Annotated in this window: 13 protein-coding genes; 12 read left to right on the plus strand and 1 reads right to left on the minus strand. The window is 36.0% G+C overall.

The window, feature by feature from the left end; genetic code table 11:
• Positions 1–26: 26 nt before the first annotated feature.
• Positions 27–3035: a SusC/RagA family TonB-linked outer membrane protein gene (locus tag ACSBFT_RS10080; protein WP_489604512.1), complete on the minus strand. Its 3009-nt coding sequence runs from the start codon at positions 3033–3035 to the stop codon at positions 27–29.
• Positions 3036–3329: 294 nt separating this feature from the next.
• Here ACSBFT_RS10080 and ACSBFT_RS10085 point away from each other — a divergent pair, with 294 nt between their 5' ends.
• The 12 genes from ACSBFT_RS10085 to ACSBFT_RS10140 all read left to right on the plus strand — a co-directional run bounded on the left by ACSBFT_RS10085 (position 3330) and on the right by ACSBFT_RS10140 (position 16934).
• Positions 3330–4082: an IclR family transcriptional regulator gene (locus ACSBFT_RS10085; RefSeq protein ID WP_489604513.1), complete on the plus strand. Its 753-nt coding sequence runs from the start codon at positions 3330–3332 to the stop codon at positions 4080–4082.
• Between the two features lie 519 nt (positions 4083–4601).
• On the plus strand, positions 4602–5114 hold the full coding sequence (locus ACSBFT_RS10090; RefSeq protein WP_489604514.1) for a hypothetical protein: 513 nt from the start codon (positions 4602–4604) through the stop codon (positions 5112–5114).
• Between the two features lie 251 nt (positions 5115–5365).
• Positions 5366–5566 carry a YgaP family membrane protein gene (locus ACSBFT_RS10095; RefSeq protein WP_463047209.1) on the plus strand — a complete coding sequence of 67 codons (201 nt, stop codon included), beginning with the start codon at positions 5366–5368 and terminating at the stop codon, positions 5564–5566.
• A 1158-nt stretch (positions 5567–6724) separates the two neighbouring features.
• Complete coding sequence (locus ACSBFT_RS10100) at positions 6725–7327, plus strand: YceI family protein (protein ID WP_489604515.1); 603 nt, start codon at positions 6725–6727, stop codon at positions 7325–7327.
• A gap of 32 nt (positions 7328–7359) precedes the next feature.
• Positions 7360–8640 (plus strand): hypothetical protein, encoded by a 1281-nt coding sequence (locus ACSBFT_RS10105; protein WP_489604516.1) that lies wholly within the window; start codon positions 7360–7362, stop codon positions 8638–8640.
• A 40-nt stretch (positions 8641–8680) separates the two neighbouring features.
• Entirely contained in the window at positions 8681–8896 is a 216-nt protein-coding gene (locus ACSBFT_RS10110) for an SHOCT domain-containing protein (RefSeq protein ID WP_463047206.1), read from the plus strand.
• A 404-nt stretch (positions 8897–9300) separates the two neighbouring features.
• Positions 9301–9813 (plus strand): hypothetical protein, encoded by a 513-nt coding sequence (locus ACSBFT_RS10115; RefSeq protein ID WP_489604517.1) that lies wholly within the window; start codon positions 9301–9303, stop codon positions 9811–9813.
• Positions 9814–9843: 30 nt separating this feature from the next.
• Positions 9844–10158 carry an HPF/RaiA family ribosome-associated protein gene (locus ACSBFT_RS10120; RefSeq protein ID WP_489604518.1) on the plus strand — a complete coding sequence of 105 codons (315 nt, stop codon included), beginning with the start codon at positions 9844–9846 and terminating at the stop codon, positions 10156–10158.
• A gap of 347 nt (positions 10159–10505) precedes the next feature.
• A complete protein-coding gene (locus tag ACSBFT_RS10125; protein ID WP_489604519.1) occupies positions 10506–10988 on the plus strand; it encodes an OsmC family protein in 483 nt (160 codons plus the stop codon).
• Between the two features lie 326 nt (positions 10989–11314).
• Positions 11315–11701 (plus strand): hypothetical protein, encoded by a 387-nt coding sequence (locus ACSBFT_RS10130; RefSeq protein ID WP_463047202.1) that lies wholly within the window; start codon positions 11315–11317, stop codon positions 11699–11701.
• 391 nt (positions 11702–12092) lie between these two features.
• Positions 12093–13337, plus strand: coding sequence for a mechanosensitive ion channel family protein (locus tag ACSBFT_RS10135; RefSeq protein WP_489604520.1), 1245 nt, complete (start codon positions 12093–12095; stop codon positions 13335–13337).
• Positions 13338–14291: 954 nt separating this feature from the next.
• On the plus strand, positions 14292–16934 hold the full coding sequence (locus ACSBFT_RS10140) for a cation-translocating P-type ATPase (protein ID WP_489604521.1): 2643 nt from the start codon (positions 14292–14294) through the stop codon (positions 16932–16934).
• The last annotated feature ends 205 nt before the right edge of the window (positions 16935–17139 follow it).

Consider the following 17139-nt stretch of genomic DNA (forward strand, 5'->3'; position numbering starts at 1 on the left):
TAAATGATAGTTCTTAAAAAACTTATCTAGAATGAGATTTCAAGACCAAATGAATAAGATTTCATCACGGGATAAGGATTCGATGAGCTAATCCCTACGCCAGTTTCTGGATCCCACCCGTCCCATTCGGTAAGTGTTATCAAGTTTTTACCGCTGACATAAAGTTTCAAATTCTGCACTTTCAACTTTTCAGTAACTTTATTACTGAAATTATAGGCTAAAGAAATATCTTGAAGTCTAACAAAGTTTCGCTGATAGTAAGCCCTTCCACCTACCGGTGAACCTACCCAAGAAGTTGGGTATTTCGCATTAGGATTTCTAGGTGACCAGTAGTCGTAAAAGTCAAACCAATTAGAGTTAGTTGCGTTTCCACGAGTACTCCCACCACTAAAATGATTGGAATTCAAATACCCATCTTTACCTCCCTGAATAGAATTCACAAAAAGGCGTAAGCTAAATTGTTCATAAGATAATGTATTCTGAATACCAAATGAATAAGCAGGCTCCGCATTCCCTAATACAACACGATCATCCGCAGGAGAGAATTTACCATCGTTATTTTGGTCAACAATTTTATAACTACCTGGCTCAAAACCAGCTGGTAATTCTTCACCCACCTGATTAATACCATCTACTTGATAATCATATATTGTCCCGATTGGCTTGCCAATAAACAAACCACTTGCCAAAAGGTCATCTTCTTTTCCATCATTGTCTAAATCCTGGCCCAGCAAACTCACCACCTTATTCCTGTTTCTGGAAAAATTCAGTGTTACATCCCAACTTAGCTTTTGAGTATTTAGGGGCTGGCCATGAATCATAAACTCAAAACCTGTATTATTCAACTGTCCAATATTACTTAACACTTGAGAAAAACCTGAGGTTTGAGGCAGTACTTTAGACCATAGTAAATCGAAAGTATTAGAATTATAATATTCCACATTTCCATCCACTCGATTATTCAAAATCGCAAAGTCTATCCCAAGATTAACTCCTTTTGTTCTTTCCCATTTTAGATCCGTATTAGCTAGCGTACTTACGGTCCTACCTATAGAAGTCCCACTTCCATCACCAAAAACATACTTGGAATCGGATTCCGCCTCTACTACAGCTAGTGAGCTATAACGTGCCACTTTATTACCGTTTTCGCCATAACTACCACGTATTTTCAAGAAATTCACCATTGGAATATTGAAAAAAGATTCTTCTGACAAAACCCACCCTAGTCCTACTGACGGGAATGTGGCCGTTTTGTTATTTTTAGAAAAACCGCTAAAACCGTCTCGTCTAACCGTTGCTTTCAATAAATACTTCCCATCATAGCTATAGGCTGCACTGGCCAATTGATAAAGAAGAGCCTCATCCCAAGCACTTGATTCTATGTTTCGAATCTCTGCCAATGCCAAATTATTATAAGAAAGATCAAGGTCAGAAAACCCACTACCGCTAGCCGCTGTACGTTCATATCTGGATGTATTATAGCCATAAACTGCAGTAGCATTTAAATTGTGTTTCCCAAAGGTTTTGGCATAGCTTAAGATATTATCCAAGGTCTGCTCATACTGAAAAGAATTATACTTGTAGGCAGAACCCGTAAATCCTGCACCATATATGCTCGAGCCAAAATCTTTGAAGAATTTCAAGTTATTCCCAAAATTAACCCGATAACTAAGCCCTGGAAGACCTGGGACTTTGGCAATTGCATAAAAATTACCAACCATTCTACTTTGGGTCTCGTAATTATCATTCGTTGCGTCCAGAAAAGCATTTACATTATTATCACCTACTGGGTTAGTAACAAACTCGCCATTTTTATCTCTAGGTAAAACTAATGGAGAGGTAAAGGGTAAACTCCCCACTTTCGGTGCATCGCCAGAAAAATCCGTAAAAGTAGCGGACGTATTGGCCCCTACGGTCAACCATTTTGTCACCTCTGTGTCCAAATTCAAACGAGCCGTATACCTCTGATAATCATCATTAGTAACAAAACCCTTTTCTCCCGTATAACCAGCAGAAAGGAAATAGGTTGTTTTGTCGGATCCGCCAGAAACACCAATACTATGATTCGAAATTAGAGCCGGTTGGGTTAAATTACCATACCAGTCATAATTATTACCAGCAGCCACACCAGCCAATAAAGGCGGATTCATATCCGAATTGATAAAATCCCAACCTGAATTAGGCTCTAAATAACCTGACTCTTTGGTATAAGCATTATAATAATTTATATCCCTTACTTTTTGCAAATATGCGTCCCTATCTAACAGCTTTGCATCGACAGTTGGAGATGAAGTAGCATAACTCCCGGAATAAGTAATGGATGGTTTTTGATTCGTTTTTCCCGTTTTAGTGGTTACCAACACTACCCCATTGGCTGCCTGTGAACCATATACGGCCTTACTACTTGGATCTTTCAATACATCCACACTAGCTACATCACTTGGGTTAATATCTGAAAGACGACCATTAAATATCAATCCATCTACTATTATTAAAGGTGAAGTATTTCCATTCAAGGTACTCGTCCCTCTTATATTAATCGATGCTTCTTGCCCAGCCTGGTTGGTCTGACCAATGGTTAAACCAGGCAATGCTCCTTTTAAAGATTGTAAAATACTGACATTAGGAGATTCTTTAAATGCTTCCAAATCTGCGGAAGCAATCGACCCTGTTAAATCTTTCTTTTTCTGCGTTCCATAACCTACTACTACTATCTCTTCCAAACTTGTTAAATCAGTAGTTAAGGTTACATCAATAATACTCTGAGAACCCACAAAAACTTCCATACTCTCAAAACCAATAAAACTAAATATTAATGTCTGAGCACTTGACACCTTTTCTAGCTCAAACATTCCTAATGCATTGGTTGTAGTACCTGTCATGGTTCCTTTAACCAATACACTAACACCTGGCAAAACGTCTCCATCTTCGCCTACTACCTTACCTTTAATTTGTTGAGCTAAGGCTCTAGTCGACATCGAGAAGACACAAATCAAAAGCAGTAAAAAACCTTTAAAAATAAACTTTTCTTTCATAGTTTGATAATTTATAAAAATAATAGAGTTCTTTTTTACTATCACATTACAATGATATAAGTTATTAAACCCCCATCCTATTCCTTAGGATATATTTTCTTATTTCTTGTAATAAATCGTGACAGCAGGTGGTCAACAACCAGAACTATAGGCTTTAAATTCCTTATTATAAAGGACATAAATCCATATCGCAGCTTTAACTGCCAACTATTTTATAATTATAATTTATTTGTTTTTGAAAATATAATCATAACTTTACTATCACATTGTTGCAGTATATAAAAAACACGAACTATGGTACAGGTTATAATCAAAGCATTTGATATTCTAGAATTAGTATCTAAAAGAAACGGGCAAGCAGTCTCGCTCACGGAGGTCTCAACGGAACTAGACCTTAACCAATCCACCACAGCCAACATCATGAATACCCTGGTTTACAAGAACTACCTAGAGCATCTTGGCAAGAAAAGAGGCTATAAGCTTGGCCCCATGGCATTCCAATTAACTGACAGTGTCTCATATGAAAGAGACTTAGTACAAGCAGCAAAGGGCGTCATGGAAGAACTCACCTTAACACTTAACGAGTCTAGCGTTTTAGGCGTAATGAAAAACTACAAACGCCTTATTTTACACTCTGTAAATTCGACCCAAGACATCCAAGTTCAAATCAGATCTGAGAAAAACGTCTATGAAACAGCAAGTGGTCGACTTTTGCTTTCTAATCTATCCCTAAAAGAGCTAGATCGTTTTCTTGGATACTACGGTTTACCCACGAGCCTGATTTGGCCTGAAGCAGTCACGAAAGAAGGCCTACATGAACAACTAACGAAAATAAGAGAGAAAGGTATAGCGGAAACTAAATTCAGTCACAACCATTTGATGGGCTTTGCTGTCCCAATAATTCTAAACAAGCAAGTAATTGCGGGTATAAGCGTCTTCTTACCAGAATATCGTTGCAGTCCTGAAAAACAAGAAATCGTCATCTACCAACTAAACAAGGCCGCCCATCTAATTAGTAAAAAATTAAGCATATATCAGCCCTCTTAAAACAAGGAAGGTTAGCCTATGAAGCACTTTCATATATCGTGAAAGAAGCGATTCTTTTCTCCTTATAATACAGGTTAAGAAATTTATTTAGAAATAATCCCCTCCATTCATATAGTAGATCCTCTAAATGTGCCTCATCTTCTGGTTTTTAGGATACCCTACCTTTTGTCCATTAAACCCTGTTTATGTTTTAGAGAAAACGGAGCCACTTTAACAGAAATGCATTGCCATTAACCCAACCTTTCACATTACAAAACATGCGATATCAGCAATTTATTCCCTTATGATGTAACACATCTGACTATAATATTTAGTATATTGTTATTCCACCCTGATTCTGAAAAAGCAACAGAAACGTAAAAGAGAACAAATCTGGCTTATAAATTAATGCTTAAATGCCATTGATTCTTTTCTGCCCTTTGGCGGATGAAATAAGAGATTTTGACCTAAAACAAAATCTTTAAATGGTATAATCATTCTTATACCTATGCACATTCACCTCTAAATGAAATAAGACTTATGAAATCAGCCTCAGAATTGGAAAAGGATATTATGAATATCACGACGACTATCAACTTGCAGTATCCAGAGCTCTCACAATACATTCCTGAGATGCCTAAATACCGCACAAAGAAAAATGAAGTAAATATCAAAACCTTACAGGCTTACCATCATTCTTTAGAAAAGCTGATTGAAGAGTATGCTAAACCAGATAAGAATAAGCTAACTCCAACGAGTAGTGAAAACTTAAAATTTCCGGGTTATTCCATCTATCCGCCTTCAGAAGACATTTATAGGCAAAGCAAAGAAGAAATGGACATCAACCCCGAAGATATTACCAAAAAGAAGGCACCCAATGAAAAAGCAGGCACCATGAACGAAAAAGGCTTTGAAGACGACATGTCAGGTGATGATTTAGATGTGCCGGGGTCAGAGCTGGACGACGAACAGGAAAGTATTGGTAGTGAGGATGAAGAGAATAATTATTATAGCATAGGCGGAGACAATCACCATGATCTGGAAGAAGATTAGAACATTCTTAAAAAAGGAAAACACAATGCGAACAAAACAACAAAGGGAGACGAAAGGCATAATTCGCATTTATCAAGACTTTGAATACCAATTGGGGCGATTACAAAATCATTAGCATTTAAATAGAAAAATCAATCATATCCAACAAAAGCAAACCTAATCCGCTATTGAGTTTGGCTATCTGTAACTATTAATACACCTTAGTGCAACTTATAACACCTAAAAAAACCAAAATTATTATGAAATGGAACATGAATTCAATCGATCGGGCTATCAGATTAGCAATAGCCATTCTCATCGCCATACTAGTTTACAATAATGTGATTACCGGCGTTATGGCGTCGATCTCCGTATTGGTAGTAGGTTTATTGTTTATAACCAGTGCCGTAGGTTTTTGCCCTATATATTACCCTTTTAGAATAAGTACAAAGAAAAAACCGGAGAAAAAATAAAGGCACTTATTTACAGAATTGTACTATTATAAACTGCGAAAAAGAAAATGACTTGCTCCCATGAATTATACCGCCCAAAGGTATTTGTATTAAGCTTTCCACGGCACACGAATCCCATAAGCGTATGGACCAAGAATAAAATTAAGGCTCATAAGAATACCCCCGTAGAGTCTGAAGTTTCGAATTCTTTCATTTTCTACTTGTTTAAATTTATGTCTCGAAAAACATTTCCAAGCTTTGTTCTTGATCATTTCAATATTAATTTTTTATTCGGAATCAATGGCTCACTTTAAACCGGAATATCTATATTCTTGGACTTCTAAATAAAGTGTAACATAGAACTTCCATAAGATTCTGGGTATGGATTTTTTCTATCCCTCGACATCTTGCTATGCCATCAATAAGTGTTGAATCTGGCTTTGCCAATTATCTTGTGCAACTTTTTCTCCCAAAGAGCTAAGGGCTGTTGCATTTTTCAAAAAAATGATTGTTTAAGCTTTCGTTTTCTAAAACCTTCCTGTTTATTCTTTGATTGGTCACCATTGTCAGCTTTTAGGTGAATCCCTTCTGGGAAGACCTCCACTTGTATATAGGCTCTGCCTCCCAAAGTAGCACGTTTGGTTTTCCGTTTTTAAATATACTAGTAGTCATTCTTGATGGTCGTATCTGATTTATTCCTCCAATTGAAGGTTCGGCCTTAAATCCAATTACACTTAGAAACTGGTGTAACTAAATCTCAAATTGCAGAATTTATCTGGAAAGATAAAGCTGGAATTTCTCGAGAAATAAAAAATATTCTGATGAAAGAAGCGGGAGAGATAAAGCAGGTTTGACAGATAAAAAGACCACTGAAAGGCATACTAAAAACCAAATATTCATAGTCAACAGCTACAGTTGAAATGAATGTCTTGTATTACTTTGACTTAGAAGACTTTCAATCAAAATGTGTTAATCATGTAAGTTTCTTCATTATTTACATAACACCTAAACTAATGATTATTTGACCTTTGCATTCGCCAATAATTGAATTGAAAGGATATACTTTCCTAAGCAAAATTTTAGATATAAAGTAGTTCTAAATCCTAAAAAATAAAAATTCAATTCATTCTAAAAAGGCGATTAAGGGAACAAAAACTGTTTAAACCCAAAGTAAAAAATATGAAGAAGTATATAAAAGGATTAATTCTCATTCTGTCGATTGGAACCACCAATTTGAGCTACGCTCAGGCCTGCTACAAAATAGAGAAAACCAGCAATGTAGACATTAAGCTTAAGGGCACTTCTACACTTCACAACTGGGAAATGCAGGCAATGGATGCTTCTGGAGATGCACAATTTACATTCAAAAAAGGGGATGCATCTGAACTTTCATCCATTCAGTCGCTATCGTTTGGACTAAAAGTGAAAGATTTAAAAAGTGATAATAAAGGACTTGATAAAAATGCCTACGAAGCTCTAAAATCAGATACCCACAAAGATATAAACTACACCCTAAACTCAGTCTTAATATCTCCAGAGAAAGACGGCTATCTACTTAAAACTAAAGGTAAGCTGACCATTGCAGGCGTCACAAAAGTGATAGCCTTAGATGTGCATAGTGTGGTGAATTCAAATGGTACGATTAGCTGTAAAGGTACATACCAGCTAAAAATGACCGATTATCAGGTAAAACCGCCAACTTTTCTGCTGGGAGCCATGAAAACTGGTAATGCCATTACACTTGATTTTTCTGTTGTCTACAAAAAAACAAAAGAAGCTTAAGGCACTTTTTGTAAATCAAAAAATATCTAAATATGAGAATTATTCAAATTGCAATATTTTGTGCGGTCTCTTTTACTATTCAAGCACAACAACCAAAGCTTCAGTTTTTCAGACCAAATAATCAAAGTGGTTTAAATGTTTTTGAAACCTCAAAAGTAGATTCGGTAGCTTATGATGGGCTAAAAGTTAGCGTAGGCGGCGACTTTGCTATGCAATTTCAATCTATCACCCAAAGTAACTCCGCAAATAATTTAGTGGAGCTCGGCTCAAACCTAAATCTGCCAACCGCTAATCTTAATATAGACGTGCAGTTGATTGACGGAGTGAGAATGCACTTGAAAACCTATCTCTCCTCACAACACCATCAAGAAGCATGGGTAAAAGGTGGCCACCTTCAGATTGACAAGCTGGACTTTATAAAACCTGGCTTTCTGGAAGACATCATGAAAATAGCCACTATCACCGTGGGTCTTGATGAATTTAATTATGGTGATGCACATTTCCGAAGATCAGACAACGCTAGGGCCATTTTTAACCCTTTTGTTGGAAATTATATCATGGATGCATTTTCTACAGAAGCCTTTGGGGAAGTAACGCTCCAGAAAAATGGTTTTTTGGCCATAGCAGGAATCACCAATGGTAAGCTAAATCAGAGTGTGATTGTGAATAAAAACACAGATAATAAGCTCTCGTTTTTTAGCAAACTAGGTTTCGACAAACAATTAAACAATGAGTTGAGAATACGACTAACAGGCTCTACATATACCAATCAAGGCACTTCAACGGGTACTTGGTTATACGGCGGTGACCGTACTGGTGCCAGATATTATAATGTATTGCATACTTTACCCGATGCTGCTGGTAATACTGAAGGCAGCGAGTTTGATGGCCGTTACAATGCTCGTTTTGTTAAACTGACAGCTCTGCAAATTAATCCGTTTATAAAATACAAGGGATTGGAGCTTTTCGGTATTTATGAGCGTGCCTCTGGAAATAAACTAATCACCACTCCTGCGGCCGATAAAGAAGGGGCTTTTACACAACTAGCTGCAGAGTTGCTTTATCGTTTTGGTGAAAATGAGCGGTTCTATCTTGGAGGAAGATACAATACAGTACAAGGCAAAACCCTTGAAAGTGCTATAGAAGACTTAAAAATCAGTCGGTTAAATATTGGAGGAGGATGGTTTATATCCGAAAACATTATAACCAAAGTAGAATATGTCAATCAGCAGTATACTGGTAACGGATGGAATGGAAGATTTGCAGATGCAAAATTTGATGGAATTAATATTGAAGCCGCTATAAGCTTCTAGTAATAGACTAATTATAAACTCTTTAATTACAAATAAAACTATGATGCAGTACGAAAGCTATCACTTTGTAGGAATGCACTTTATATGGTGGGTGGTTTGGATGGGCCTAATCTTCTGGATTTTTGCAACGCCCTATAATATCCCAGGTCAAAGAACGAAAAAAGACAGCCCTCTTGACATTCTAAAAAAAAGATTCGCTAATGGTCAGATTAGCAAAGAAGAGTATCTGGAAGCGAAAAACTTGATGGAGAACTAAGTTCTTTTTATCCTCATAAAATTATCAATGAATAATCCCCTCAAATCAATCTGGGTGGATGGTTTTTAACCCCTTAATCTAGTTCATCTTTTGGTTTAAAAAGTTCTTCGAAATGTGTTGCCCCTTATCACGATACTATCACATTTTAGAACATGTGATACATGTAACTTAAAATGCTAAATGTGTAACGCATCTAACTACAATAATGAGGACATTGATTTTCTGCCATAGCCTAAAAAAGCGTTTGAATATAAATGAGCACATATGTCGTATCTAAATAAATGTACAGAACGCCGCTAATTATTTTTCAAAAATATGAGCTATTGACAAAAAGGGAATTTAGCCTTTAGACCTTTAAAATAAAAAAGGTTTTTAAACCAGGTTCAACTAAAAAATAAAACATAATGAAAACTAAAGTAGAATTGGAACAGGATATTATAAAAATTACGACCACAATTAACGAGGAATTCCCAGAGCTATCTAAGTACATTACTGAAATGCCTGAAAACAACTCCGAAAAAAATGAAGTAGATACTAAAAGCCTAGACGCTTACTATCAATCTTTAGAGAAGCTTGTTACAGATTATGCTAAAACACACAAGGGTAAAGTAAGCTCAAAAACTAGTGAAAACGCTAAGTTCTCTGGATATCCAGTTTATCCGCCTTCAGAGGATATCTACCAACAGAGCAAGGAAGAATCGGATATTAACCCCGAGGATATTTCAAAAAAGAAAACACCCAACCAAAAAAAGGGGGCATCGAACGAAAAGGCTTTCGAAGATGATATGTCTGGCGATGATTTGGATGTGCCAGGGTCAGAATTGGACGACCAACAGGAAAGCGTCGGTAGTGAGGACGAAGAAAATAATTATTATAGTATAGGTGGAGATAATCACAATGATCTTGAAGAAGATTAGAGACAATTACACAATCAACAAAAACAAGAAATGAAAATACAATTCAATACAGACAAAACGATTAAAGGAGACGAAAAACATGAGGATTATTTTACCTCAGTAATTAAAGATGGTCTAAAAAGGTATGATTCTCATATATCAAGAATTGAAGTTCATCTGTCTGATGAGAATGGCAGTAAAAAAGGAGTAAAGGATATGAAGTGTATGTTGGAAGCCAGAGTGGAAGGTCGTCAGCCGATAGCAGTTTCATGTGAAGCCGATACCATGAAAAAAGCCATTTCTGGTGCCATCGCTAAACTTACCGCTTCATTGGAAACTATTCTTGGGCGATTACAAAATCATTAGCATTTAATCATGAAGAACAGGAATGAAATTCATGATAAATAAAAACCAACCGAGTTACCTAACATTTCTGGTAATGCGGCATCAAAAAACACTGATTAAAAGTAGCTATTGGAAGAGTAAAGAAACTAAAATCATGATAAAAAGAAACATGAGTTTCATAGATTGGACTTAGGCATCCTCATTCAATTACAGAACATTATAGTCTTATTTCCAGTGATCTAGATAAGTATATTTCATAATTACGCATGTATTACTTATAAGGAGGCAGTTATTTTTTGTCCTATTTATTACCCTTTAAGAATAATTACGAAGAAAAGATTAAAGAAAAACCGATAACACATATAAACATGGAATCGCACTATTATAATGTAGATATAAAATGGGAAAACAGCAGCAAAGGAGTTATCTGCTCTCCTGAATTGAACAGTAAAAATGGCATTTGTATTGAAGTGGCTACTCCTCCTGAGTTTCCCAATGGAATCTCAGGAATTTGGTCACCAGAGCATTTGCTTGTGGCGGCAGTTAATGGATGTTTAATGACCACTTTTCTAGCCATTGCAGAAAAGTCCACATTAGACTTTATAAGCTTCGGATGCCATGCAAAGGGCAAGCTAGAAATGGTGGATGGCAGAATGATGATGAGTGAAATTTCACTAAAACCTACCGTCGTAATTCACAATGAAACTCATAGAAATAAAACAATGAGAATCTTAAAAAAGGCAGAAGACGCATGCTTAATCAGTCATTCGATCAAGTCAAAAATCACCATGGAAATAACCGTAGAAGTAAAAAGTCTTTTACTTGATAACATATGGAAAACACCCATTTAAACTCGGTTTATGCATTGGAGAATTGTAATGAGTAGATAAAGTGAAATAAACCTGACAATTAAAGGAAATTAGCATAGCGTTTACCCTGAGCTAATGTCGAAGGGATATGGTGATTGAGTTTAAATGGGTGTTGCCAGTGCTGAGCTTGACGAAGTATACTGATTTGAAGCAATTCAGCTACAGTCTCGATAAAATCGGGAGATTTTCTAATGAATAAAGCGGGTTAAAGGTCTTCTCTCTCAGGATGAAGATTTCTGTAATATTCTCTCGAAGGTTAAATAAATGTTTATGAACCGTGATTCGGTTCTTATTAAAAAAATAATATTGTGGAAACAAAGAAAAACTTGGGCATCTGGATGGATCATGCAGCTGCCAATTTGATTGATTTAAATTCAGAGAAGGATAGCCATACCATCACGTCAAAATTCACTTATGATGTACAGGATGAAGCTATCCATAAAAATGAAAATCTGATGCATAATAAAAGGCAACAAATGCATGAGGCTTTTTATAAAGAAATTTCCGACGAGATTTTAAAATACGAACATGTACTTCTATTTGGACCTACAAATGCCAAAACAGAGCTGCACAATTATCTGAAGAAGGATTTACATTTTAAAGACATCAAAATATGCATTGAATCTGCAGATAAGATGACGGATAATCAAAAAGAGGCTTTTGTGAAAAGTCATTTTGAGAAGGAAACCATTTGAAGTAAAACCTAGTCTACATCTTATTCCTCTACCAATAGAATAGCAAAAGCATCATGTCTGTTATGATTATAGAATTATAGATATGCTTCCTGCAGACCTTTCTTAGGAATTGTTATTCCGTTTATAAGTCGGCGGCTCATATCGAGTTTTATTAAAAACGTCAATTCACTAATTAAATTAGCTTCTGCTGAGCGGCTGGTCATTCATCAATGAATTGAAAGTTGATTCGATTGATACTTTATAGCTCGCCTTCATATGCTTTAGTTATCTTTGGTTCTGGTGCCCGTATAAAGCCTAAATAGTCAAACTGCCTTTTATAAACTAGGCCTTAGAACTTGGGATTATAATTAAATGTTTCGGGAAAATTAATTGAATCAAATCATGAGCACTTATGCTTGAAATTCTTATAAATCGGTTAGTAAACCGGGGCTTTGATTTATCTACGGCCGATACTTTGGCAAGAGTTATAATTTTTGTTCTGATTATTATTTTAAGCCTAGTTGCCTATTGGATTGCCAAACATTTTATCCTTAAAGGTTTAACCGCTATTATTGGTAGAACGGCAACGCAGTGGGATGATATGATCCTAAGAGAAAAAGTATTCAATCGCCTAGCCTACCTAGCTCCTGCCCTTGTTATTTATGTATCTATACCCTCCCCTCTTGTAGGTTATGATTGGTTGATCGCTATGATTAATGCGGTAGTTTTAATCTGCATGATTGGCATTGGCATACTGGCACTTGATGCCTTTCTAAACGCTTCCCTGGGTATTTACAGGACCTATGAGATTTCAAATAGAATTCCGATAAAGGGATTTATTCAGGTAGCTAAAATATTCATTTATTTTACGAGCGGAATTTTTATCATTTCCATTTTGCTAAACAAAACGCCAATTTATCTTTTTAGCAGCTTAGGGGCTCTTACGGCTATTTTGATGTTTATTTTTAAGGATGCCATTTTGGGATTTGTAGCCGGAATACAACTATCGGCCAATCGAATGGTGGCTAATGGTGATTGGATTGAAATGTCTAAATATGGTGCCGATGGAAACATTATTGAAATTGCTTTAACCACCGTTAAAGTGCAAAACTGGGACAAAACGATTACGACAATTCCCACCTATGCATTAATTACCGAATCATTTAAAAACTGGCGGGGCATGTCTGAATCAGGCGGGAGAAGAATTAAACGAGCCATTAATCTAGATATTAATACCATTAAATTTTGTACGGAAGAAATGCTCGAACGATTTAGTAAAATCAAGTATATCTCCGGTTATATTGAAAAAAAAGAAATAGAAGTTCAAGAAAATAACAAAATGGATCATGTTGACAATTCCAGTCTGGTAAATGGTAGAAGAATGACCAACATTGGGACTTTTCGTGCCTATGTGGAAGCTTACTTAACCAACGACCCAACGATCAACAAGGAAATGACATTTTTGGTAAGGCAGCTTGCTCCAACAGAACATGGTTTACCTCTAGAAATTTATGTATTTAGCAAAGACCAGGAATGGGCCAATTACGAAAACATTCAAGCCAATATCTTCGATCATATTCTAGCGGTTGTGCCTGAATTTGATTTACGAGTATTTCAAGATCCCAGCGGCAGAGATTTTAACAAATTGATTAACTAATACCATTCTTTTTTTCGCTTAATTCTTCCAATAAAAAACACACTTTAGCACTTCTAGCGAAAAAGTATTATCTGGTAAGTCCATGTACATTTTAAAAGTCTTAGAATTTTCTGCTCCAGGAAAAAGGCTCATCTGAGTATCTAAAACTAATTCTTCCTATCCTAAAAATGTTTGAGATTTATTGAAGCTTTTACTTCGTTAAACCCGGATTATGCGTTGAGGAATCGGAAGTAATTTTAGTTACGGTACCGATAAAATCGGGCGTTTTTCTAAGGCATAAAACGAGTTAAAATCATCTCCTCTTTTAAGCCAAATATACCAAGAAACTAAAGCTGTCTGAGTTTTTATGATTGCCAATACCAGACCAAATTACATACTTATGTCACCATTAATACTTTGACAATCAGAAAAGTAAACATCCGTTAGTGGTAAAACTAAAATCCTAAACCCGACAAGTGGCTCACTTTGATCCGGAATATCTAATAAAACCGTGATTGTAAAAAAAACATCCACTTTCAATCAAAATATGTCAATTATGTAAGTTTTTAAAATACTTACATAACACCTGAACTTAGGATTATCCAACCTTTGCAATACTGATAATTAAATTGGGAAACATACTCCTTTCAGTCAAACAGTTTAGATAAAAAGCATGATAAGCGTAAATACGTGTACGGGATTAAAAAGTAATTTTCCCCAAACAAAATTAAATGGAAAATTACATATACTTCATCGCATAATATTCGATATCCAGATTGAAGCTTTGGAGGTTCTTGGCCAGAAGCAAGTACATCATCCCTTGGCAGAGTTCTTCCCTGTATTTTAAAGTCAATAAAACAGATTTTGACAACTTATTTGCGATTAGAATATCTATAGGTTGAGCACAAATTCGACTTTTTTATTATAACACATCCGAGCATTTCAACCAGAAAAGTCAACCTAGAATTCAAAATTATGAATGGAAAAAGCTATCCCATTAAAAATGTCCATTCCATACCCATTGAGGAAATTATCAACCTTCTTGAAACTAACCAGCAAAATGGATTAAGTGAAGCAGAAATTCCGAAAAGAAAAGAGAAGTATGGTCTAAATCGTTACGAAGAGCAAAAGCAAAAAAGCATTTTCTTGCTACTTTTTGAGCAATTCAAAAGTCCAATCATGTTATTGCTGCTGGTTGCGGCTATTTTTTCATTTGCTTTTGAACAGTGGCTAGAAGGATTTTCCATCATTGGCGTTATTTTTATAACCGCTGCTTTAGGCTTTTTTATGGAGTTGCAGGCTAGAAAATCTATGAATGCTCTTAAAAGCTTGGATTTGACTTTAGCGAAAGTTTGGCGGGATAATGCACTAAAAGAAATCCCATCAGAAGAGCTTGTACCGGGTGATATTATCGTTTTAGAAGCTGGCGATGTTGTTTCCGCAGACGCTCGAATAATAGAAATCAACCAATTTGCAGTGGATGAATCAGCCCTTACCGGGGAGTCTTTACCAGTGACAAAATCTATAGATGTTTTAGGAAAATCAACGAGTCTGGGAGACCAATTCAATATGGTTTTTAAAGGTACGGCCGTCATCCAAGGAAATGCCAAGGCAATCATCGTTGGAACAGCGAAAGCAACCGAACTGGGCAAAATCACTTCTCTGGTTGAAAATGCCAAACAAACTGTTACTCCGCTTGAAAAAAAACTACAAGTTTTAACCACAAAACTGATGTGGATTACGGCAGCTTTTGCCCTAATCTTTATAGTTACAGGTTTTTTACAAGGAAAAGAAATTTTTCACATCGTCGAAACTGCCATTGTTTTAGCAGTGGCCGCAATTCCTGAAGGCTTGCCAGCAGTGTCTGTAATTGCCCTTACTTATGGAATGCTTCGCATGTCCAAACAGCACGTTTTAATTAAAAAACTCTCTTCTGTTGAAACACTTGGAGGCATCAATATCATTTTTACCGATAAAACTGGAACGCTTACTGAAAACAAAATCAAAGTACGAAATCTTTCGTTTTTTGATGAAATCATTCCAGTTGAGAAAAATCATTTCACAAGTTCAGATGCTCATAAATCTAGCATAGAAAAGCTCTTATTAATTTCTACACTTTGCAATAATGCATTTATAGAAAAGCACAAAGACAAACAATTAGGCGACCCCATCGAAATAGCCTTATTACAATTTGTAGCTCAGAATAATATCAAGCGAAAACAAATCGATCACGAATATCCACGACTCGCCGAAGAAGCTTTTAGCTCAGAAAGTAAGTTTATGGGAACTTTGCACAAGCACGGAAACTCAAATTTTGTGGCTGTAAAAGGAGCTATTGAATCTATTATTTTAAAATGCAATTCTTTTTATAAACAAAATGAAATTGTGCCTTTTACGGATACGGATAAAAAGGTTTTTCTAAAAAAAGCCGATGAAATTCAGTCTCACGGCAGCCGTGTTCTGGGCTTTGCTTTTAAAGAAGGGGAAAGCTTTAATGAAGATGATTATTTACAAGAATTGACTTTCGTGGGATTTATTGGCTTTTTAGACCCACCAAGATTGGACGTTATTAGCTCGCTTCAATCTTGTCGAGATGCAGGAATTAAAGTGATTATGATTACTGGAGACCATCCAGCCACAGCCCTAAATATTGCTCAGCAAATAAAACTTTCGACCTCTGAAAATGTAGTTGTTACGGGTAAAGAGCTCAAAGACAAACCCAACAAAAAACATTTATTTGACGCCACCATTTTCGCTCGAGTAACGCCGAAGCAAAAATTAGACATGGTAAGTCTTTACCAAAAAAGAGGAGATATTGTGGCCATGACGGGCGATGGCATTAACGATGCCCCTGCGTTAAAGCAAGCCGATATTGGCATTGCAATGGGTGTCAGAGGAACGCAAGTGGCGATAGAAACCGCAGAAATGGTATTAAAAAATGACTCTTTTAGGTCTATCGTAGCAGCTATAGAACAGGGAAGGGTGATTTTTCAGAACATCAAACGCTTCTTGATTTATCTACTTTCATGCAATTTGAGCGAAATATTGATAGTTTTTTCAGTTGGTGTATTCAATTTCGGATTTTCCGTTTTGCCTTTGCAAATCCTCTTTCTCAACCTTATTACCGATGTTTTCCCAGCGTTGGCTTTGGGCATGGGCAAAGGAAATGAGCTGATAATGAAAAGTCCACCACGAAATCCAAAAGAACCTATAGCTGTAAAAAAAGACTGGATAAATATTATTGTCTATGCCTTTTCACTCGCCATTCCCATCATTAGCATTACCTTTTACTGTCGTTTTTACCTAAATTTTGCTCCAGAAGTATGTAATAATATTGCCTTTTTCAGTATGGTATTTTCGCAATTATGGCATGTTTTTAATTTATCATCGCGTAGAATTTCATTTTTCAAGAATGAAATAACGCATAACAAATTTATTTGGGCGGCCATCCTATTGTGCATTGCCATTGTTGCTGTATTTTATTGGGTAAGTCCTTTAAATACTTTTGTTGGACTTCAAAAACTCAACCTAAACATTTGGCTAATCATCATTCCTATAAGTCTTGTTCCTATCTTATTTATTCAATTTTTCAAGCGGGTTTTGAAGGTAATTGAATAATTTTTTGAAGTACAAATGAAAGTGCGAAATGGAGGTTTTATAGTTTTTTTTGAAAGTCATATCCGTGATATGGGGTTAAATAAATATCAAACGACCTCATGCAAGATTAGTCAAATGAGATGATTAAAATTCTGGCCAAAACAAATGGGACGCTAATTGGGTTGACACCAGGCTTAATCAGAGGCTTTTATAATGATTATTTTCT

This window comes from Arcticibacterium sp. SM2516 (assembly GCF_057914865.1).

Excerpts from the sequence above, each read along its gene's own strand:
- ACSBFT_RS10090 (WP_489604514.1), top strand. The coding sequence starts at position 4,602 with ATGAAATCAGCCTCAGAATTGGAAAAGGATATTATGAATATCACGACG.
- ACSBFT_RS10135 (WP_489604520.1), top strand. The coding sequence starts at position 12,093 with ATGCTTGAAATTCTTATAAATCGGTTAGTAAACCGGGGCTTTGATTTA.
- ACSBFT_RS10105 (WP_489604516.1), top strand. The coding sequence starts at position 7,360 with ATGAGAATTATTCAAATTGCAATATTTTGTGCGGTCTCTTTTACTATT.
- ACSBFT_RS10100 (WP_489604515.1), top strand. The coding sequence starts at position 6,725 with ATGAAGAAGTATATAAAAGGATTAATTCTCATTCTGTCGATTGGAACC.
- ACSBFT_RS10085 (WP_489604513.1), top strand. The coding sequence starts at position 3,330 with ATGGTACAGGTTATAATCAAAGCATTTGATATTCTAGAATTAGTATCT.
- ACSBFT_RS10110 (WP_463047206.1), top strand. The coding sequence starts at position 8,681 with ATGATGCAGTACGAAAGCTATCACTTTGTAGGAATGCACTTTATATGG.
- ACSBFT_RS10125 (WP_489604519.1), top strand. The coding sequence starts at position 10,506 with ATGGAATCGCACTATTATAATGTAGATATAAAATGGGAAAACAGCAGC.
- ACSBFT_RS10095 (WP_463047209.1), top strand. The coding sequence starts at position 5,366 with ATGAATTCAATCGATCGGGCTATCAGATTAGCAATAGCCATTCTCATC.
- ACSBFT_RS10080 (WP_489604512.1), bottom strand. The coding sequence starts at position 3,035 with ATGAAAGAAAAGTTTATTTTTAAAGGTTTTTTACTGCTTTTGATTTGT.
- ACSBFT_RS10120 (WP_489604518.1), top strand. The coding sequence starts at position 9,844 with ATGAAAATACAATTCAATACAGACAAAACGATTAAAGGAGACGAAAAA.
- ACSBFT_RS10115 (WP_489604517.1), top strand. The coding sequence starts at position 9,301 with ATGAAAACTAAAGTAGAATTGGAACAGGATATTATAAAAATTACGACC.
- ACSBFT_RS10140 (WP_489604521.1), top strand. The coding sequence starts at position 14,292 with ATGAATGGAAAAAGCTATCCCATTAAAAATGTCCATTCCATACCCATT.